The organism is Cypionkella sp. (assembly GCF_036782355.1).
GTDB lineage: Bacteria > Pseudomonadota > Alphaproteobacteria > Rhodobacterales > Rhodobacteraceae > Cypionkella.
Genome location: NZ_DAIPZF010000009.1, coordinates 72,979 through 91,594, shown reverse-complemented (window position 1 = coordinate 91,594; position 18,616 = coordinate 72,979). Strand labels below are relative to the sequence as shown.

Genomic DNA, 18,616 nt, shown 5'->3' with positions numbered 1-18,616 from the left:
CTCACGCCACTTTCTTTTTCTGCAAAACAGCCTAGGTTGATGCCAAACGGAGGCCACCGATGCAAACCCTAACGCTCTACCTTGCCACCACAGCGATTTTCCTGATCCTTGACGCCGCGATGCTGACCCTGCACATGCAGCCGCTGTTTCAACGCCATCTGGGGGCGGCCCTGCTTGACAGCCCGCGCATGGGCCCCGCGGCGGCCTTCTACCTCGCCTATATCGCGGGGCTTTTGTATCTGGTCTCACTGCCCGCGCTGAAATCCGGCGCGCCCCTGCTGCTGCCCGCCGCCGTGCTGGGTGCAATGGCCTATGGCACCTATGAATTCACCAGCTATGCGATTATGAAGGACTGGTCCCCAGTCATGGTCGCCACCGACGTGATCTGGGGCACCGTGCTGACCGCCACCTCGGCCTGGGGCGGCGTTGCCCTGACCCGTTTGTTCTTCAAAGGCTGACCATGATCCTCTACGGCATCCCCACCTGCGACACCTGCAAAAAAGCCATCAAAGCCTTGGAAGCTGCTGGCCATGAGGTGAAATTCCGCGATGTGCGCGCGGAGCCTTTGTCCGAGGCCGAGATCGATAAGATCGTGCAGGAATTTGGCGATTTGGCGGTGAACAAACAATCCACCACCTACCGCGCCTTTAACGACTATCTTAAAGTCTCTGACCCCGAGGCTCAAATCGCAGCCCAACCGGCCGTGATGAAACGCCCAGTGATCGAGGCCGACGGCCGCTGGTTCCTTGGCTGGGACGATAAGGTGCAAACCGCCCTGCTGTGAAAACGGCCCCCGCGGGGGCCGCCTTCGAATGCCTTACAACAGACGCAGATCGCCCGCAGATTCCTTGCCGTCACGGCCGGACTGCAATTCGTATCCGATCTTTTGGTTGTCGTTCAGAGCTTTCAACCCAGCCCGCTCGACTGCCGAGATATGGACAAATACGTCCTTCCCGCCATTGTCGGGCGCAATAAAGCCATAGCCCTTGGTGCTGTTAAACCACTTAACGGTGCCGGTAGGCATGCCGCATCTCCCATCTCGACCCTCCCGAGGCGACATTGCCACGGGCCGTGCAGCATTCCTTCAGGGCCTTGATCGGCGGTCAGAAAGTCTGTCTTCACATCTTAAATCATGCCAAACCTTAAGTGAAAATCAAGAGCAGAGATGAGAATGCGCAAGGCTGGGTTGACTTTAGGTCAAATTGGCAGCGTTTTGGCCATGATTATCGGCTTTTTGAGTGCCAAATTGCCTCGCTGCATGCAGAGAATCAGCCAGACATTGCCTGCCTTGCCGCGATTTCTCCGCTTTCTTCGCCCTCCTTTGCGCGTTTCAAGCTTTGTGCTGCCTATTGGTTTGGCCAAAACCTGCGCAGCATCCGGTCCGTTGACAGCGGTCCTGCGCCCTTGAACACCAAAATCGCCAGCAACAGCAGCCACAGCGCGCGTTGATCCAAAATCAGCGCGTCCGAACTGCGATCAAACCAAGCGCCAATCGTCGTGCTATCTGCCATATGACCAAAAACATCTGTCAGGCTTTGCACCAGCACAAAGCCAATCATCCCCAAAGCCGCCAACCGCGTCAGCAGCCCAATCAGCAATAGCAGCGGCAAAATCACCTCTGCCCAAGCCCCCGCCAGCGCCACCAGATGCAGCGGCAGGGCCAAGGCGCTGGCATCATAGCCCACCGCCTCTAGACTTTGCGGAAAGATCTGCGCAAAGGCGCCCGTCGAAAGCTGAAACGGATTGCCTGCGAATTTCGTCGCCGCCGAGGCCCAGAAATATCCTGCCAAGACAGCGGCAAAAACCCCGCGCGCCAGCGTCGGCAAGACCCAGTCGCCGCTGCGGCTCAATGCCTGAAATAGCGCTCTCATCCTGACACTCCCACAAGGGCGTCGGCGGCAATCAACAGCGCCAAAACCTGCCCCAAGTCCAATTCTTGCCCTGCCTGAGCAAGCGCCAGATGCAAGGGCGCGCCCCGCTCCAGCGCCGCCACAAAGCCATAGGCCTCTGGGGACAAGACCTGTGGCTTGGGGTCGAAATCCTTGCGCGCAATCATCACATGCTCGGCGCGCATCTGCGACGGTGGCGGCCCAAACCCCAAAGCCGCCGCCCAGATCGAGCCGATGGGCCAGTCCGAGCGCAACAGCCGCAGGCTTGGCGCCAAGCGAAATCGCGCCTGCAACAGCTGCGCCTCGCTCATCTGTGTCAACTGCGCCGCCGGCAGAGCTGTCGCATCCGCCGCGTGATAACTCTCGCGCAAAGCCTGTTCCAAGCGTGCCACATCGGCCAAATACCCCAGCCCCTGCGCGGGCGCAAAACCAGCAATAAAATCGGCAAATTCCGCGCCATACAGCATCATGATCCGGCCTCGCGGCGGATGCTCGCGCAAAAAGCGCAGCGCCATGGCGCGAAAAAACGCGGGCCCAACCAAGGCCAGAACCGCCGGAAACCCTGTCTCCAAAGCCGCCCCCAAGCCTTGGGTGACGCTGTTGCGATAGATATTGAAGCGCCTTTGTGCGGGCCTGCCCGCAGGGTCAACCACCCCCAAAGGCAGGGGCAAATCCGGATCTAACAGCGCTGCGGCAAATGCGGCTTGGTTCATGATGCGGCCATGACCGCGCCCGCCCGCGCCGCCTCTGCTTGCAACACTGCCCAGTCAGGCACATCTGCGTCCCATTCGATCAACACCGGCCTTGGTCCGGCCTGCGCCACAACCTGCGCAAAAAGCTGCCAAACCGGATCGGCGATCGCAGCGGCATGGCTGTCAATCAATAGCACCGCGCTCTGGTCGTCCTGGTCCTGGCCATGCCCGCCCAAATGAATCTCCCCCACCGCCGCCAGCGGAAAATCCGCAAGATAGGCCGCGGCCTCAAAGCCCTGGTTTACCGCCGAGACATAGACATTGTTCACATCCAGCAGCAACCCGCAGCCTGTCCGCTGCACCACTGCACGCAAAAACGCCACCTCACTCAGGCTTGTTTCGGCAAAACCCAGATAGCTCGAGGGGTTTTCCAACAGCATCTGCCGCCGCAAAACCTCCTGCACGCGGTCAATATGATCACAAACTCGTGCCAGCGTCGCCTCGGTATAGGGCAGCGGCAACAGATCGTTCAGATAGTGACCGTCATGGCTCGACCAGGCCAAATGCTCGGAAAAACAGGCAGGCTCCAGCCAATCACACAATGCCTTCAGCCGCGCCAAATGCGCCTCATCCAAAGCCGCCTCGCCGCCAATCGACAAGCCCACCCCATGCAACGAGATCGCAAAGCGCTCGGCCAGATGCCGCAGTTGCGCAAGCGGCCGCCCGCCGGCGCCCATATAGTTCTCTGCATGTACCTCAAGCCATTCAACCGCCCCCGCATCGGCCAAAATCGCCGCAAAATGCTGCGGCTTATAGCCCACACCGGGCCGCAGCGGCAAAGCTTTGCTCTGATCCAACATCGCGCGTTCCTTTCATCTTGGCACAAATATCCCGCAGGGGGTTTGGGGGGGCGCGCAGCCCCCCCAAGTCAGATCACATCTTTGGCAGGTCGCGCTCGACCGCTGCCATGCTGCCCATCCGCATGCTGCCGTCCTCCAGCTTTGGCAACTCCATGGTCAGGCAGCTGCCCGCCGGCACCAACTTCCAGGCATTGCCTTGATAATCGATTTTCGAAGTCCCAGCGCAGGTGGTGCCAGCCCCTGCCGCGCAGTCATTCTGGCCCGCCAAAGCGACGCCAAAGCATTTCTCCATATCGGCCGCAGCCGCGGTGGTGGCATGCGCGGCAAAAGCCGCAGCAAGTGCGCCGGCAACAGCAAAGGTTTTCAGAGGTGCAGACATGTTATGTTCCCTTGTTTGATTATGTCGGTTTCGACAGGGTCAAACCTAGGCGGTGGGCAGGCTCACGGGCCAATCACGCCCCTGTGCATGACGCCTCTGTGAGCCGGATGCTTTGCCCTGTGATCGCAACCCATAGCAAAAGGGCGCCGGAATGCTCCGACGCCCTCGCTTGATTTTACAGAGATTTTCTTAGCCGTGGCTTGGGGGAAGTGCCGCAAATCCAAATTCGGCAATTGCCTGATCCAGCGTGAGTGTTTCAGTGCGATTGTCGCCCAAGCGGCGGACTGAAACAGTTCTGTCCTCGACCTCTTTCATGCCAATCGCCAAGATCACGGGAACTTTGCCCACCGAATGCTCGCGCACCTTATAGTTGATCTTCTCATTACGGGTGTCGGTTTCTGCCCGCACCCCGGCTTTGATCAGCGCATTGGTGACCTCATGCACAAAGGGATCAGCATCCGAGACGATCGAGGCCACAACCACCTGACGCGGCGCCAGCCAGAACGGCAGTTTGCCGGCATAGTTTTCAATCAGAATGCCGATAAAGCGTTCAAATGATCCTAAGATCGCGCGGTGCAGCATCACTGGGCGATGTTTTGCACCATCTTCGCCGACGAATTCGGCATCCAAGCGGTTGGGCAGGTTAAAGTCGGCTTGGAAGGTGCCGCACTGCCATTCGCGCCCAATCGCGTCGGTCAGTTTGAAGTCAAGCTTTGGCCCGTAGAACGCGCCGTCACCTTCATTCACCTGATAGGGCAGGCCAAGCATCTCGATCGCCGCGCGCAACGCGTTTTCGGCCTTGTCCCAAACCTCATCCGACCCGACGCGCACATCTGGGCGGGTCGACAGTTTGATGTCAAATTTCTCAAAGCCCAAGTCTTTGTAAACGCTTGACAGCAGCGCGATGAAATCGGCGCATTCCTGTTCGATCTGGTCTTCAGTGCAGAAGATATGCGCATCGTCCTGCACAAAGCCGCGCACCCGCATCAGCCCGTGCATCGAGCCCGAGGATTCGTAGCGGTGGCAAGATCCAAACTCGGCCAGCCGCAGCGGCAGGTCGCGGTAGGACTTCAAGCCTTGGTTAAAGATCTGCACATGGCAGGGGCAGTTCATCGGTTTCAGCGCGTTGATGCGCTTTTCCTTGGCACCGTCTTCGTCAACTTCGACGATGAACATATTCTCGCGGTAAGCCTCCCAATGGCCGGATTTCTCCCACAGCACGCGGTCAACCACTTGTGGCGTCTTGATTTCCTTATAGCCCGCAGATTTCTGCCGGCCGCGCATGTAATCCTCCAACTGGCGATAGATCGTCCAGCCGTTGGGGTGCCAAAACACCATGCCCGGCGCTTCGTCTTGAATGTGGAACAGGTCCATCTCGCGGCCAAGCTTGCGGTGGTCGCGCTTGGCGGCCTCTTCCAGCATCAGCAGATGCGCTTTCAGATCGTCGCGGTTCTTGAAGGCCAGCCCGTAGATGCGCTGCAACATCGGCCGCGTCGCATCGCCCAGCCAATAGGCCCCGGCCACATGCGTCAGCTTGAAGGCATCGGCGGGCACTTGGCCGGTATGAGCCAGATGCGGGCCGCGGCACATATCTTGCCAATCGCCGTGCCAATACATCCGCAGATCCTCGCCCTCGGGGATGCGGTTGATCAGCTCCAGCTTGAAAGGCTCGTTGCGCTCTTGGTAATAGGCAATGGCGCGGGCGCGGTCCCAGACTTCGGTTTTCACCGGATCACGGGCGTTGATGATCTGCTTCATCTTGGCTTCAATCGCGCCCAGATCTTCGGGGGTGAAGGGCTCTGCGCGGTCAAAGTCGTAAAACCAGCCGTAATCGCGCACCGGGCCAATGGTCACTTTCACATCTGGCCAGATCTCTTGCACCGCGCGCGCCATGATATGGGCGCAGTCGTGACGGATAAGCTCGAGCGCGACTTCGTCATCGGCCAGCGTGTGAATGGCGATCATGGCATCCGACAGGATCGGCCATTGCAGATCGACATGCGCACCATTGACCGAGGCTGAAATCGCCTTCTTTGCCAGACCGGGCGCAATCGAGGCCGCAACCTCGGCAGCGGTCACGCCAGCTGCATAGTCACGCTTATTGCCATCGGGGAAAGTCAGGGAAATCTGGGACATATCGTCCTCCTCGTCGTTTTGGCGCCTACGAAACGCCCGGTTGCGGGTTATGTGATGGGGTTTTGCCTCTGGGCCGTGGCCTTGTCAACTCTGCCGCGTTAGACTGATGACGATATTTCGAAAGGCGCGCGCATGTTTGATCAGATCACCACCCCAGAAGGCCGCCGCATTGCCTATGATTTCACCGCAGGGCAGGGGCCTTGCGTGGTGTTTTTGGGCGGCTTTAAATCGGACATGACCGGCACCAAGGCGGTTTACCTAAAGGCCTGGGCCAAGGCGCAGGGGCGCGCCTTCTTGCGGCTGGATTATTCCGGCCATGGCGCGTCAGGCGGCGCGTTTCTGGACGGCGCGATTGGCGATTGGTTTGAAGACGCGCTTGCGGTGATCACGGGGGTGACCAAAGGCCCGCTGATCCTTGTGGGCTCGTCGATGGGGGGCTGGATTGCGCTGTTGCTGGCCAAGGCGATCCCTGCGCGCATCGTCGGGCTGGTGGGCATCGCAGCCGCCCCTGATTTCACCGAAGATTCGATGTGGGCCAGTTTCACGCCCGCACAACGCGCAGCCCTTGCGGCCGGGCAGGTCGAGCTGCCTTCGGACTATTCCGACGCGCCCTATATCATCACCCGCCGCCTGATCGAAGAGGGGCGCAACCGGCTTGTGCTGCGCGCGCCGCTGGATTTGCCCTTCCCCGTGCGGCTGTTGCAAGGCACCGCTGACACCGATGTGCCGCCTGCGGTTGCGTTGCGCCTGCTGGAGCATGCCTCTGGCCCCGATATTCGGCTGGCGCTGGTCAAAGGCGCAGATCACCGCTTTTCAACGCCCGCCTGCCTTGCCATGATAACGACCAGTGTGTCAGAGGTGTTGGAGGTCAATCATGCGCAGCTTCGGTAAGGCCTTGGGGCAGCTGCTTGTTGTCTTTTTCTTGCTTTATGCTGCCGCGCTTTATCTGATCCCTCGCGATCAAGTGGACCGCCAAATCAAGTTTGATCCCAATAGCTTGGGTGCTGATCTTAACGCTTATCTCGCCAAATCCGAACAGCAATTTTCCAACATCACCGCAGGCACGCAAAAGCGCATTGTTTGGGCTGGGGCCGTGGGGGCGAAGACGCCTTTGGCGCTGATTTATCTGCATGGATTTTCCGCCACCTCGGAAGAGATCCGTCCGGTGCCCGCTGATCTGGCCCGCGCCTTGGGGGCAAATATCTTTTTCACCCGCCTGACCGGACATGGCCGTGATGGCGCCGCGCTTGCCGCCGCCACGGCCAGCGATTGGGTGCAGGATATGGCCGAGGCGATGGCGATTGGTCGCCGCATCGGGGGGCGTGTGGTGGTGATTGGCACTTCGACCGGCGGCACGCTGGCAGCACTTGCGGCCAGCGATCCGGTGTTGTCGCAAGCCATGGCGGGGCTGGTGCTGATCTCGCCAAACTTTGGGCTAAAGCCATTGGCGGGTAAAATCCTTGACCTGCCCGCCGCGCGCTATTGGGGGCCTTTGGTCGCGGGGGCGACCCGCAGTTTTACGCCGCAAAACGACCGCCACCGCCAATTCTGGACCAACACTTACCCAACCGTTGCGCTGTTTCCGATGGCGGCTTTGGTGCGCGAGGCCCGCGCGCAGGATTACAGCCAAACCAAACTGCCGCTTTTGCTGCTGTATTCACCGCAAGACCAAGTGGTTGATCCCGCGCAAACGCTTAAAATTCTTGGCCCTTGGGCCGGCCCAAAACAGATTGAACCGCGCATTATGACAGCCCAAGACGACCCCTTTAGCCATGTGATTGCTGGCGATATTTTGTCGCCAAACCAAACTGCTGCAACCGAGGCGCTGATCCTTGCTTGGGCAAAGGCGCTTTGATGCCAATGCACGAGCCTTTGGTGATGATTCCGGGCCTGATGGCCGATGCGCGGCTGTTTTTGCCGCAGATGGTGCAGCTTGGCGCAGAGCGCGCGGTGCATGTGGCGCTTGCGACGCGCGGCGACACGGTCGAGCAGATGTCCGAAGCGATCGTCGCAGGGCTTCCACCGCGCTTTGCGCTGCTTGGCCATGGACTTGGCGGCGATATTGCCTTGGAGATCATCCGCCGCGTGCCCGACCGCGTCAGCCGCGTGGTCTTGATGGCCACCGATCCTTTGTCTGAAGCGCCGCAAGCGGCCGCCGCGCGCGAGGCGCGGATTGTCGCCGCGCGCTCTGGGCGTCTGACCGAGGCGATGCGCGAGGAAATTCCACTGACTGCGATTGCCGATGCGCCTTGGCGCGGCGACATTATGGCGCTGATCCAAGATATGGCGCTGGGGCTGGGCGAGGGGGTGTTTTTGCGCCAAAGCCGCGCGCTGCAACGCCGCCCTGATCAGCAAAAAACCATGCGCCGGATCAAATTGCCCGCGCTGGTGATTTCTGGCGATGCCGACACGCTTGTGCCGATGCGGCGGCAAGAGTTCACCGCCAATCTGATGCCCTATGGCAAACTGGCGGTGATCGAGGCTGCCGGTCATCTGGCAAGCCTCGAACAGCCGCAAGCTGTCAGCGATGCGATTGCCGCCTTTTTGGCGGGGCCGATGATGCTGCGCTAGGCGGTCTGCGCAGGCACCACTTTCAAGGCCGCAGGTTTTGCTGCGCCTGCATTGGCGTCGATGAATTTGAGCACCAAAGGCCGGATGTTCAACCGCCAGCTTTTGCCGGCAAAGATGCCGTAATGGCCCGCGCCCGGTTCCAGATGCTGCAATTTTTTCGAATCAGGCAGGCCGGTCAGCATCGCCAAAGCCGCCACACATTGGCCGGGGGCTGAAATATCGTCGTTTTCACCCTCGACCGTCATCACTGCAACATTGCTGATTGCGCCGATATCGACTTTTTTGCCGGCAACAACGAATTCATTTTTGGCGATTTCCAGACCTTTAAAGATCCGCTCGACGGTCGAAAGATAGAATTCCGCCGTCATATCCATCACCGCAAGGTATTCGTCATAAAAGCGGTTATGGGCGTCTTGCTCCGATGCCTCGCCTTGCGCGACGCGCATGATCTGTTCGGAAAAGGCTTTCGAATGCCGCTCCGAGTTCATCGAAATAAAGGATTGCAGCTGCAACATGCCGGGGTAAACCAGCCGGCCGACGCCCTTATATTTAAAGCCGACACGTTGAATGGCGATCTGTTCCAACTGGCCCATGGTGATGCGGCGGCCAAAGTCGGTGACATCTGTCGCAGCGGCATCTGGGTCGATCGGCCCGCCGATCAGGGTCAGGCTGCGCGGCTGCGCGGCGGGGTCTTCGGCCGCCAGATAGGCTGCGGCGGCAAGCGCAAGCGGGGCAGGCTGACAGACTGCGATTACATGGGTGTCAGGGCCCATTTCGCGCATGAAATCAACAAGATAAAGCGTATAGTCTTCGATATCGAACTTGCCGTCTGATACCGGAATGTCGCGCGCATTGTGCCAATCTGTCACAAAAACATCGGCATCGGGCAATAGGCTGGCGACAGTCGAGCGCAGCAGGGTGGCATAGTGACCAGACATCGGAGCCACCAGCAAAATCTTACGCGCCATCGGTGCGCGGCGGCGGACATAGAATTGGATCAGATTGCCAAAGGGCTTCTCTACCACGGTGTTGATGTCGATCAAATGGTCCTGACCTTCGGGTCCAGGAATGCTGCGAATGCCCCAATCTGGTTTCTTGACCATGCGGCCAAAACTCCGCTCGGTCACTTCGCCCCAAGCGGCAACCATGCCAAGCATCGGGTTCATTGTCATCGAGAAAGCCGGGTAAGATGCCATCGCACGCGCGGTGGCCCCCATCCATTCATTCGTGTTACGAATGCTTTCCATCAGGTCATAGGTGGCCATATACTTCATAGTGACTCCATGGGGAGGGCCCCGGCTGACCGCCACGCGCCCTTTTGGGCCGGACGAGTCCATGCTGCATAGCAGCGACGATAAGGGTGAAACGTTAATATGACAACCAAAGACAATGCCGCAGGCGCAAAATTGGAAAAGATGACAACCAATCTTGCTAAAATCGAAGCATTGTCTTCGCGGCTGATGGCCGCTTTGGCAGCGCGCCCTGCCTCAGACCCGGGGGTGCAGGGGCCCGGCCAAGAGATTTACATGAAGGCCGCCACCGCCTATCTGGCCGGCCTGATGCAAAACCCCAGTCGGGTGCTGGAACAGCAGATCAGCTATTGGGGCAAGACCATGCGCCATTATGTTGACGCCCAGCAGGCGCTTGCCAGTGGCGAGCTGCGCCCGCCAGAAGACACCGGCCCCAAGGATCGCCGCTTTTCCAACCCGGTTTGGGACAGCAATCCTGCGTTCAATTACCTAAAGCAACAATATCTGTTCAACGCCGAGGCGGTGCAGAACGCCGTGGCGGTGATGGAGGGCATCGACGATCACGAACGCAAGCGCGTCGATTACTTTAGCCGCCAGATTGTCGACATGCTGGCACCGACCAACTTTTTGGGCACCAATCCCGATGCGCTGGAACGCGCGCTGGAAACCGATGGCGAAAGCCTTGTGCGCGGGCTGGAAAATCTGGTCAGCGATATCGAGGCCAATAACGGCGAATTCGCGGTCACGCTTGCCGACCCCGAGGCCTTTGTGGTGGGCGAAAACCTTGCCACCACCCCCGGCAAAGTGGTGTTTCGCAACCGCATGTTGGAACTGATCCAATACGCCCCCAGCACCGAAACCGTCTACGAGACGCCGCTGCTGATCTTTCCGCCTTGGATCAACAAATTCTACGTCATGGATCTAAAGCCGCAAAACAGCCTGATAAAATGGGTGGTCGAGCAGGGCTTTACGGTGTTTGTGGTGTCTTGGGTCAACCCCGATGCCTCTTATGCCGATGTCAGTCTGGATGACTATATCCGCGAAGGTTACCTCACCGCGATGGCCGAGGTGCGCCGCATCACCGATCAACCGCAGATCAATGCGGTGGGCTATTGCATCGCCGGCACCACGCTGGGGCTGACGCTGTCGCATTTGCAGCGCGCGGGCGACACTTCGGTGAAATCGGCGACCTTCTTTACCACGCTGACCGATTTTTCCGATCCGGGCGAGGTCGGGGTGTTTCTTGACAACGACTTTGTTGACGGGATTGAACGGCAATCAACCGCCGACGGCATGCTGTCAAAAACTCTGATGTCGCGCACCTTTTCCTATCTGCGTTCGAACGATCTGATCTACGGCCCTGCGATCAAATCCTATATGCTGGGCGAAGCGCCACCGGCCTTTGATCTGCTCTATTGGAACGGTGATGGCACCAATCTGCCATGCAAGATGGCGATGCAATATCTGCGCGGCCTGTGTCAGGGCGATGGTCTGGCCAAGGGCACGTTTCCGGTCTTTGGTCATGCCGCCAGCCTTTCTGACATCAAGGTGCCGCTTTGCGCCATTGCCTGCGAGACCGACCATATCGCGCATTGGCGCGGCAGCTTTAACGGCATCAAGCAGATGGGGTCAGAGGATAAGACCTTTATCCTTGCGCAATCGGGCCATATTGCCGGCGTGATCAACCCGCCATCGAAGGGCAAATACGGCCATTACACCAATCCGCGCCCCGTTGCAGGCGCGCCCGATGATTGGAAAACCACCGCCAGCTTTACCCAAGGCAGCTGGTGGCCGCGCTGGGCGGATTGGTTGGCGAACCGCTCTGGCAGCATGATCGCAGCGCGAATCGCTGGCGAGTCAACCAACCCTGCCTTGTGCGATGCGCCTGGCACCTATGTGCTTGCAGGCACGGCTCGTTTGCCAAAGGGTTGAGCTATTTCGGTTTTTTGCCGCTTTGGCAAAAAAACCAGATCCATGCTGCGGCGCAGAAATTTTACTTGCAATGCTGCGATGCAGCATGTATACCTTGCTCATCGAATTCAGGCGACCCCACCAAAACTCAGGAGCATTAAAATGAACGCTGCTACCGATTTCACCAAAGTCATGCAGGACATGATGGCCAAGTTCCCAGTTGACGCTTCGGCTTTCCAAAACGCATTCAAAACCCAAGCCGCTTTCGGCGAGAAACTGTCGAAAGTCGCGCTGGAAGCAGCCGAGAAGTCGACCGAAATCTCGTCCAAATGGGCTAAAGAGACCATTGCAAAGCTTTCGACCACCGCAACCGCGAAAACCGAGCCTGCTGATTACACCAAAGCTGTGACCGATTTTGCATCGGCTGCAACCGAAATGGCGTCGGAAAACATGGCTGCTTTCGCTGAAGTTGCGAAAAAAGTGCAGATGGAAACCGTCGAGCTGATGCTTGCCGCTGGCAAAACCGCTTCGGCAGAGGCCTCGGCTGTTGTGAAAAAAGCAACCGACGAAGTGACCGCTGTTGCGAAAAAGGCTGCAACCGCAGCAAAGTAATCCTTCGGGATCATCGTATCGCCCTATCCTCCCTGGGGTTTGATGCATGGGGCGAGCCAGTGGCTCGCCCTTTCTTTTTGCGCAAATGCTGCGTTTTTCTGCACGCTCTTTCTTTTTATGCTGCGCTGTCCTAGAGTTTCTCTGCACTGCAACATAATGCTGCAACCCGGGGAGGTTCAGATGGCCGAAACTGCGAAGCCTTTGCTCATCAAGCGATATGCAAGCCGTCGTCTTTATAACACCGAGACGTCGGATTACGTCACGCTGGAAGACATCTCGGGCTTTATCCGCGCGGGCCGCGAGGTGCAGATCGTTGATCTGAAATCCGGTGATGACCTGACCCGCCAATATCTGCTGCAAATCGTGGCCGAGCGCGAATCCAAGGGCGACACCGTGCTGCCCACCAATGTGCTGACCGATCTTGTCCGCAGCTATACCAGCAATATTCAGTCGGTGGTGCCGCAGTTCCTTGCCGCCAGCTTCGAGATGCTGCGCGATGGCCCGACCAAAGTCATCGAAAACATGAACGTCATTCCAAACCCGATGACGGCGATGCCCGGCTTTGATTTGATGCGCAAACAGCAAGAAGCCTTTATGAAAACCATGATGGGCGGCGTGCCTGGCTGGAGCGGCTCTGGCCCTGCGGCAGAACCCGAAGCTACGCCCGCAGGCGATCCCGCGGCAGAATTGGCCGAGATCAAGAAGCAATTCGCCGAACTGCAAAAGAAGCTGTCGCAGCTGTGATCCATGGCTGAGGTCAGCACCCGCGTCACGCTTTGGGGGATCGAGGTTTTTCTGGCGGTGGCCGAAGACCGTGCTATCTCGGCGGCGGCGCGGCGGCTGGGGGTCAGTGCCTCGGCGATTTCGCAACAACTGTCGGGGCTTGAAGCGGCGCTGGCCGCGACGCTGCTGGATCGTTCTGCGCGGCCCTTGCAGCTGACGCCTGCGGGGGCGATGTTTCGCCGCCACGCCCAAACCATCCTGAACGCCGAGGCTGAAGCCCGCGCCGAGCTGGGCCTGCGCGGGCTTGCGGGGCTGACAACGCTGCGGCTGGGCATGATCGAAGATTTTGACGCCGAGGTGACGCCACGGCTTTTGGCCTCGATGGCGGTCGATCTGAAGACCTGCCGGTTTTTGCTGGAAACCGGACCAAGCCACCGCTTGTTGGATCAATTGGAAACACGCAGCCTAGATATTGCTGTGACCGCCGATCTTACCACCGAGACCCAGACCGATGGCTGGCGCGAGGTGCATCCGCTGCTGGTCGAGCCGTTTTTGGCGATCACTCCCAAGGGGCAGGTGCATCACGATCTGCCGCTGATCCAATATACCTCGCGCCATCTGATGGGCCGCCAGATTGCGGCGCATCTGTCGCGGCAAAACCTGCGGCTGGCGCAACGCTTTGAACTGGATAGCTATCACGCCATTCTGGCCATGGTGGCGGCAGGGCAGGGCTGGACGATCCTGACACCGCTGGCGCTGCATCACGCTGCGCGCTTTGCGGCCCAAGTCGATGCAGCCCCGCTGCCGTTTGAACCGCTGTCACGCACGCTGTCGCTCTCGGCGCGCGCCGGGGTTCTGGGTGATATGCCGGGCCAGATCGCCGATCGTCTGCGCGCGCTGATTGCGCGAAAGGTGGTGGCCCCTGCCCAAACTGCTGCACCTTGGCTGGGCGAGACATTGCGGGTGCTCTGAGCGTTGCTTTTTGCAAGGCAGGGGTCTAGGCAGACCAAAACCCCTGAAAGGAAATCCGATGGCGCTGAAAGACCTTATGATCCGTGCTGGCAATGCTTGCGAATTCTGCGGAGCCGCCGATGGTCTGGCCGTCGCCGAGGCCGCCCCGATTGGCGAGCTGCTGCTTTGCCCTGCGTGTCTTGGCGCGCATGAGGTGCCCGCCGATCACTGGCGCTGTTTGGAAGGCGCTGCTTGGACCGCCGAGCCTGCGGTGCAGCTTGCGGTGTGGCGCAAATTGGGCACGCTTGACGCCGCTTGGGCTGTTGAGGCGCGCGAGGGCATGACCCTGCTGCCAGAGGTGCAATCCATCGCCGACCAACCCGCCGCAGTTGAACATCGCGACAGCAACGGCACTTTGCTCGCGCAGGGTGATACCGTGGTTCTGATCAAGGATCTGGTGGTCAAGGGCGCGAATTTCACCGCCAAGCGTGGCACCTCGGTGCGCAAAATCTCTTTGGTGGCCGATAATCCGGGCCAGATCGAGGGGCGTGTTGAAGATCAGCGCATCATCATCTTGACCGAGTTTGTCAAAAAATCCTGATCTTTGCAGGCGCAGAAACACGCGCATAGGTCACCGCGCCCAAGGCGCGTCAAGAGTGCAAATCTCGCGCATCACATCGGCGTGAGGTTTGCGCAAACAGCTCCGACTCATCTGGAAAAGCTTTTTAAAAACGGTCATTTACGCCAAGAAGGCAATGACCTTCTGCGTGGATAGGCCGCTGTGGCTCCCGCATTTCCGGAGTTAAAAAACATGACCAAATTCGCTCTCGCTTTCGCAGCAATCGCAACCATGACCGCTGGCGCAGCTTTCGCTGAAGACGCTGTCGTTGTGGCAGATGTTGACGGCAACGGCGTCTATTCGATGGAAGAAGTTGTTGCAGCATATCCAGCTGTGACCGCAGAAATCTTCGCAGCCGCTGACACCGATGCAAACGGCGACCTTTCGGCAGACGAGCTGAAAGCCGCTGTTGAAGCAGGCGCTTTCGCTGCGATGTAATTTCGCTTTGTCGAAATATGGGGCCGTCGCATCTGCGGCGGCCTTTTTGGTTTCTGGATCGCCTTAGACCTGCGATCTGGCCCCACCAAAGGCAGGGCCAGAAAAGGTTACTCTAGCTCGACCAGCAGATCTTTGGCGTCGATTTGGCTGCCGGGTTGCACATAAAGCGCTTTGACCACAGCGGCGCGGTCGGCGTGAATGCCGGTTTCCATCTTCATAGCCTCAATGGTCAGCAGCAAATCGCCCGCGCTGACTTTTTGGCCTGCCACCACCGCCACCGAAGCAATCGCCCCGGGCATCGGCGCACCGATCTGATTGGCATTGCCCTCGACCGCCTTGGGTTTGGCCGCGACCTTGGCCTTGATGGCGCGGTTTGGCACTTTGATCACGCGCGGCTGGCCGTTCAGCTCGAAGAACACCTTCACCTCGCCGTCATCGGTGGTTTCGCCCACCGCTTGCAGCCGTATTTCCAACAGTTTGCCCGGATCAATTTCTGCGGTGATCTCTTCGCCCGCAGTCATGCCATAAAAGAACGTCCGCGTCGGCAGGGCGCGCACCGGGCCATAGGCTTTGTGGCGGCCCATATAATCCAAGAACACCTTGGGATACATCAGATAGCCGTTCAGATCCTCGTCATCGACGCGGTAGCCCGACAGCTCTTCGCTCAGCTTGGCGCGCACCGCTTCCAGATCGACCGCAGCCATGCCTGCGCCGGGGCGGGCGGTCGAGGCCACTTCGCCCTTCAGCACCTTTTTCGAGATCACCGCAGGCCAACCGCCGTGTGGCTGGCCCAGATTGCCACGCAGCATATCTGCCACCGAGTCCGGGAAGGCCACATCAACGGCAGGGTCTTCGACCTGCGCGCGGGTCAGCCCTTGGGCCACCATCATCAACGCCATATCGCCCACCACTTTTGACGAAGGCGTGACTTTGACAATATCGCCAAACATCTGGTTGGCGTCAGCATAGGCCTGCGCCACCTCGTGCCAGCGCTCTTCCAGCCCCAAAGACCGCGCTTGCGCTTTCAGGTTGGTGAACTGCCCGCCGGGCATCTCGTGCAGATAGACTTCCGAAGCGGGCGCCGGGATGCCCGACTCGAAGGCCGCATATTGGCCGCGCACCGCCTCCCAATAGTTCGAAATCTGCCGCACAGCGCCCATGTCGATGCCGGTGTCGCGCTCGGTATGTTTCAAAGCCTCGACAATCGAGCCGAGGCAGGGCTGCGAAGTGCCGCCCGAAAACGCATCCATCGCCGCATCGACCGCATCGACGCCAGCATCCGCCGCAGCCAGAATCGTTGCCGCTGCGGCACCGCTGGTGTCATGGGTGTGAAAGTGGATCGGTAAGCCAACCTCTTGTTTCAGCGTCTTAATCAGGATCTTGGCCGCGGCTGGTTTCAACAGCCCCGCCATATCCTTGAGCCCCAGCACATGCGCGCCCGCAGATTTCAGCGCCTGAGCGGTATCGACGTAATACTTCAGATCGTATTTCGACCGCTCTGGGTCCAGCATATCGCCGGTATAGCAGACCGTGCCTTCGCAGACCTTGCCGGCCTCGATCACCGCATCCATCGCCACCCGCATGTTTTCGACCCAGTTCAGGCTGTCAAACACCCGAAACACATCGACGCCGGTTTCCGCCGCCTGTTTGACAAAGGCCTGCACCACATTGTCGGGATAGTTGGTATAGCCCACCCCGTTGCTGGCCCGCAAAAGCATCTGCGTCATCACATTGGGCATCTGGGCGCGCAGATCGCGCAGGCGCTGCCATGGGCATTCTTGCAAAAAGCGATAGGCGACATCAAAGGTTGCCCCGCCCCAGCATTCCACCGAAAACAACTGCGGCAGGTTGGCCGCATAGGCCGGCGCCACCTTGATCATGTCGATCGACCGCATCCGGGTGGCCAGCAAGCTTTGGTGGCCGTCGCGCATGGTGGTGTCAGTGATCAGCAGCTTTTTCTGCGCCCGCATCCAATCTGCCACCGCTTGCGGGCCTTTTTGTTCCAGCAGATTGCGCGTGCCCATTGCGGGTTCAAGCATCGGCTTTGGCGCGCGCGGGGTGCGCGCTTCGGCATGTGGCTTTGGCCGACCTGCGGTTTCGGGATGCCCGTTCACCGTGATATCGGCGATATAGGTCAGAATTTTCGTCGCCCGATCCCGCCGCTTTTTGAACTGGAACAGCTCTGGCGTGGTGTCGATGAACTTGGTGGTATAGGTGCTGTCAAGGAAAGTCGGATGCTTTAACAGGTTGATCACAAACTCAATATTCGTCGAGACCCCACGAATGCGGAACTCGCGCAGCGCGCGGTCCATCCGCCGGATCGCGGCCGAAGGCGTTGGCGCAAGGGCTGTGACCTTGACCAACAGACTGTCATAATAGCGCGTGATCACCCCGCCCGCATAGGCGGTGCCGCCGTCCAGACGAATGCCCATGCCGGTGGCCGAGCGGTAAGCGGTCAGCCGGCCATAGTCGGGGATAAAGTTGTTTTGCGGGTCTTCCGTCGTCACGCGGCACTGCAGCGCATGGCCGTTCAGGCGGATGTCTTCTTGCCGCGCCATGCCAGTGGCTTGCTCAAGCGTCTTACCCTCTGCAATCAGGATCTGGGCCTGCACGATGTCGATGCCGGTGACCTGTTCGGTCACCGTATGTTCGACCTGAACGCGCGGGTTTACCTCGATAAAGTAGAATTTCTCATCGTCCATATCCATCAGGAATTCGACGGTGCCGGCGCATTCATAGCCAACATGGGCGCAGATTTTTCGGCCCAGCTCGCAGACTTCCGCACGCTGGGCTTGGGTCAAATAGGGGGCAGGTGCGCGCTCGACCACCTTTTGGTTGCGCCGCTGCACGGTGCAATCGCGCTCGAACAGATGGTAAATCGCGCCGTGTTTGTCGCCCAGGATCTGCACTTCGACATGGCGCGCGCGCAGAATCATCTTTTCCAGATAGCCCTCGCCGTTGCCAAAGGCGGCTTCGGCCTCGCGGCGGCCCTCGCGCACCTTATCCACCAGCTCGGATTCCGACAGAATCGGCCGCATGCCGCGCCCGCCGCCGCCCCAAGAGGCCTTGAGCATAAAGGGATAGCCGACCGCTGCCGCCTGCGCCTTGATCAGATCGAAGTCATCGCCCAAAACATCCGTGGCCGGAATTACCGGAACGCCGGCCTCGATCGCCACCCGCCGCGCCGAGGCTTTGTCGCCAAGCGCGCGCATGGTTTCGGCCTTGGGGCCGATAAAGGTGATGCCTGCCTGCTCGCAAGCCTCTACAAAATCTGGGTTTTCCGACAAAAGCCCATAGCCGGGGTGGATCGCATCTGCCCCCGCGGCCTTGGCGACGCGGATGATTTCGGGGATGCTCAGATAGGCGCCCACGGGGCTTAACCCCTCGCCGATCAGATAGGCCTCATCCGCCTTAAAGCGGTGCAGCGACAGCTTGTCTTCCTCGGCATAGACGGCGACGGTTTTCTTGCCCATCTCATTGGCAGCGCGCATGACGCGGATGGCGATTTCGCCGCGGTTGGCGATCAGGATCTTTTTAAAGTCGGTCATGGGGTGCTCCGTTAGGCGCGGAAGGGGGCTCTCACGC

Annotated in this window: 19 protein-coding genes; 11 read left to right on the top strand and 8 right to left on the bottom strand. The window is 59.4% G+C overall.

What is annotated here, in order from left to right; all coding sequences use genetic code 11:
* Positions 1 to 59: 59 nt before the first annotated feature.
* Positions 60 to 458 (top strand): DUF2177 family protein, encoded by a 399-nt coding sequence (locus V7Q10_RS05345; protein ID WP_333868022.1) that lies wholly within the window; start codon positions 60 to 62, stop codon positions 456 to 458.
* A gap of 2 nt (positions 459 to 460) precedes the next feature.
* Positions 461 to 784: an arsenate reductase family protein gene (locus tag V7Q10_RS05340; protein ID WP_333868021.1), complete on the top strand. Its 324-nt coding sequence runs from the start codon at positions 461 to 463 to the stop codon at positions 782 to 784.
* Between the two features lie 33 nt (positions 785 to 817).
* Here V7Q10_RS05340 and V7Q10_RS05335 read toward each other — a convergent pair whose 3' ends face one another.
* The 6 genes from V7Q10_RS05335 to thrS all read right to left on the bottom strand — a co-directional run bounded on the left by V7Q10_RS05335 (position 818) and on the right by thrS (position 5,956).
* On the bottom strand, positions 818 to 1,024 hold the full coding sequence (locus V7Q10_RS05335; RefSeq protein WP_333868020.1) for a cold-shock protein: 207 nt from the start codon (positions 1,022 to 1,024) through the stop codon (positions 818 to 820).
* A gap of 322 nt (positions 1,025 to 1,346) precedes the next feature.
* A complete protein-coding gene (locus tag V7Q10_RS05330; protein ID WP_333868019.1) occupies positions 1,347 to 1,871 on the bottom strand; it encodes a DoxX family membrane protein in 525 nt (174 codons plus the stop codon).
* Positions 1,868 to 2,602 carry a DNA-binding domain-containing protein gene (locus V7Q10_RS05325; protein ID WP_333868018.1) on the bottom strand — a complete coding sequence of 245 codons (735 nt, stop codon included), beginning with the start codon at positions 2,600 to 2,602 and terminating at the stop codon, positions 1,868 to 1,870. The genes V7Q10_RS05330 and V7Q10_RS05325 overlap by 4 nt, the downstream gene beginning before the upstream one ends.
* The gene (bufB, locus tag V7Q10_RS05320) at positions 2,599 to 3,441 is read right to left on the bottom strand and encodes an MNIO family bufferin maturase (RefSeq protein ID WP_333868017.1); all 843 of its coding nucleotides are present in this window, start codon (positions 3,439 to 3,441) and stop codon (positions 2,599 to 2,601) included. The genes V7Q10_RS05325 and bufB overlap by 4 nt, the downstream gene beginning before the upstream one ends.
* A 73-nt stretch (positions 3,442 to 3,514) precedes the next feature.
* Positions 3,515 to 3,820 carry a BufA1 family periplasmic bufferin-type metallophore gene (locus tag V7Q10_RS05315; protein WP_333868016.1) on the bottom strand — a complete coding sequence of 102 codons (306 nt, stop codon included), beginning with the start codon at positions 3,818 to 3,820 and terminating at the stop codon, positions 3,515 to 3,517.
* Between the two features lie 189 nt (positions 3,821 to 4,009).
* On the bottom strand, positions 4,010 to 5,956 hold the full coding sequence (thrS, locus tag V7Q10_RS05310; protein WP_333868015.1) for a threonine--tRNA ligase: 1,947 nt from the start codon (positions 5,954 to 5,956) through the stop codon (positions 4,010 to 4,012).
* Positions 5,957 to 6,088: 132 nt separating this feature from the next.
* Between thrS and V7Q10_RS05305 the strand changes: the two genes are divergently transcribed.
* From V7Q10_RS05305 to V7Q10_RS05295, 3 genes are read left to right on the top strand one after another with little or no spacing between them, the layout of a single operon-like run.
* On the top strand, positions 6,089 to 6,847 hold the full coding sequence (locus V7Q10_RS05305; protein WP_333868014.1) for an alpha/beta fold hydrolase: 759 nt from the start codon (positions 6,089 to 6,091) through the stop codon (positions 6,845 to 6,847).
* Positions 6,831 to 7,811 (top strand): alpha/beta hydrolase, encoded by a 981-nt coding sequence (locus tag V7Q10_RS05300; RefSeq protein ID WP_333868013.1) that lies wholly within the window; start codon positions 6,831 to 6,833, stop codon positions 7,809 to 7,811. The genes V7Q10_RS05305 and V7Q10_RS05300 overlap by 17 nt, the downstream gene beginning before the upstream one ends.
* Positions 7,811 to 8,527, top strand: a complete 717-nt coding sequence (locus tag V7Q10_RS05295) for an alpha/beta fold hydrolase (protein WP_333868012.1) — start codon at positions 7,811 to 7,813, stop codon at positions 8,525 to 8,527. The genes V7Q10_RS05300 and V7Q10_RS05295 overlap by 1 nt, the downstream gene beginning before the upstream one ends.
* On the opposite strand, the gene phaZ is transcribed toward V7Q10_RS05295, so the two are convergent.
* A complete protein-coding gene (gene phaZ / locus V7Q10_RS05290; RefSeq protein WP_333868011.1) occupies positions 8,524 to 9,801 on the bottom strand; it encodes a polyhydroxyalkanoate depolymerase in 1,278 nt (425 codons plus the stop codon). The genes V7Q10_RS05295 and phaZ overlap by 4 nt on opposite strands.
* Positions 9,802 to 9,900: 99 nt before the next feature.
* Between phaZ and V7Q10_RS05285 the strand changes: the two genes are divergently transcribed.
* From V7Q10_RS05285 to V7Q10_RS05260, 6 genes are all read left to right on the top strand, one after another.
* Positions 9,901 to 11,709, top strand: a complete 1,809-nt coding sequence (locus V7Q10_RS05285) for a PHA/PHB synthase family protein (RefSeq protein WP_333868010.1) — start codon at positions 9,901 to 9,903, stop codon at positions 11,707 to 11,709.
* Positions 11,710 to 11,850: 141 nt separating this feature from the next.
* Positions 11,851 to 12,300 (top strand): Phasin, encoded by a 450-nt coding sequence (locus V7Q10_RS05280; RefSeq protein WP_333868009.1) that lies wholly within the window; start codon positions 11,851 to 11,853, stop codon positions 12,298 to 12,300.
* A 180-nt stretch (positions 12,301 to 12,480) separates the two neighbouring features.
* Positions 12,481 to 13,044: a polyhydroxyalkanoate synthesis repressor PhaR gene (phaR, locus tag V7Q10_RS05275; protein WP_333868008.1), complete on the top strand. Its 564-nt coding sequence runs from the start codon at positions 12,481 to 12,483 to the stop codon at positions 13,042 to 13,044.
* A gap of 3 nt (positions 13,045 to 13,047) precedes the next feature.
* Positions 13,048 to 13,995, top strand: coding sequence for a LysR family transcriptional regulator (locus V7Q10_RS05270; protein WP_333868007.1), 948 nt, complete (start codon positions 13,048 to 13,050; stop codon positions 13,993 to 13,995).
* 58 nt (positions 13,996 to 14,053) lie between these two features.
* Complete coding sequence (locus V7Q10_RS05265) at positions 14,054 to 14,575, top strand: alkylphosphonate utilization protein (protein WP_333868006.1); 522 nt, start codon at positions 14,054 to 14,056, stop codon at positions 14,573 to 14,575.
* Positions 14,576 to 14,785: 210 nt separating this feature from the next.
* Positions 14,786 to 15,031, top strand: a complete 246-nt coding sequence (locus tag V7Q10_RS05260; RefSeq protein WP_333868005.1) for an EF-hand domain-containing protein — start codon at positions 14,786 to 14,788, stop codon at positions 15,029 to 15,031.
* 107 nt (positions 15,032 to 15,138) lie between these two features.
* Here V7Q10_RS05260 and V7Q10_RS05255 read toward each other — a convergent pair whose 3' ends face one another.
* Entirely contained in the window at positions 15,139 to 18,579 is a 3,441-nt protein-coding gene (locus V7Q10_RS05255; RefSeq protein ID WP_333868004.1) for a pyruvate carboxylase, read from the bottom strand.
* Positions 18,580 to 18,616 lie beyond the last annotated feature (37 nt).

Coding starts and splice junctions, on each gene's coding strand:
- V7Q10_RS05345 (WP_333868022.1), top strand. CDS start 60: ATGCAAACCCTAACGCTCTACCTTGCCACCACAGCGATTTTCCTGATC.
- V7Q10_RS05340 (WP_333868021.1), top strand. CDS start 461: ATGATCCTCTACGGCATCCCCACCTGCGACACCTGCAAAAAAGCCATC.
- V7Q10_RS05335 (WP_333868020.1), bottom strand. CDS start 1,024: ATGCCTACCGGCACCGTTAAGTGGTTTAACAGCACCAAGGGCTATGGC.
- V7Q10_RS05330 (WP_333868019.1), bottom strand. CDS start 1,871: ATGAGAGCGCTATTTCAGGCATTGAGCCGCAGCGGCGACTGGGTCTTG.
- V7Q10_RS05325 (WP_333868018.1), bottom strand. CDS start 2,602: ATGAACCAAGCCGCATTTGCCGCAGCGCTGTTAGATCCGGATTTGCCC.
- bufB (WP_333868017.1), bottom strand. CDS start 3,441: ATGTTGGATCAGAGCAAAGCTTTGCCGCTGCGGCCCGGTGTGGGCTAT.
- V7Q10_RS05315 (WP_333868016.1), bottom strand. CDS start 3,820: ATGTCTGCACCTCTGAAAACCTTTGCTGTTGCCGGCGCACTTGCTGCG.
- thrS (WP_333868015.1), bottom strand. CDS start 5,956: ATGTCCCAGATTTCCCTGACTTTCCCCGATGGCAATAAGCGTGACTAT.
- V7Q10_RS05305 (WP_333868014.1), top strand. CDS start 6,089: ATGTTTGATCAGATCACCACCCCAGAAGGCCGCCGCATTGCCTATGAT.
- V7Q10_RS05300 (WP_333868013.1), top strand. CDS start 6,831: ATGCGCAGCTTCGGTAAGGCCTTGGGGCAGCTGCTTGTTGTCTTTTTC.
- V7Q10_RS05295 (WP_333868012.1), top strand. CDS start 7,811: ATGCCAATGCACGAGCCTTTGGTGATGATTCCGGGCCTGATGGCCGAT.
- phaZ (WP_333868011.1), bottom strand. CDS start 9,801: ATGAAGTATATGGCCACCTATGACCTGATGGAAAGCATTCGTAACACG.
- V7Q10_RS05285 (WP_333868010.1), top strand. CDS start 9,901: ATGACAACCAAAGACAATGCCGCAGGCGCAAAATTGGAAAAGATGACA.
- V7Q10_RS05280 (WP_333868009.1), top strand. CDS start 11,851: ATGAACGCTGCTACCGATTTCACCAAAGTCATGCAGGACATGATGGCC.
- phaR (WP_333868008.1), top strand. CDS start 12,481: ATGGCCGAAACTGCGAAGCCTTTGCTCATCAAGCGATATGCAAGCCGT.
- V7Q10_RS05270 (WP_333868007.1), top strand. CDS start 13,048: ATGGCTGAGGTCAGCACCCGCGTCACGCTTTGGGGGATCGAGGTTTTT.
- V7Q10_RS05265 (WP_333868006.1), top strand. CDS start 14,054: ATGGCGCTGAAAGACCTTATGATCCGTGCTGGCAATGCTTGCGAATTC.
- V7Q10_RS05260 (WP_333868005.1), top strand. CDS start 14,786: ATGACCAAATTCGCTCTCGCTTTCGCAGCAATCGCAACCATGACCGCT.
- V7Q10_RS05255 (WP_333868004.1), bottom strand. CDS start 18,579: ATGACCGACTTTAAAAAGATCCTGATCGCCAACCGCGGCGAAATCGCC.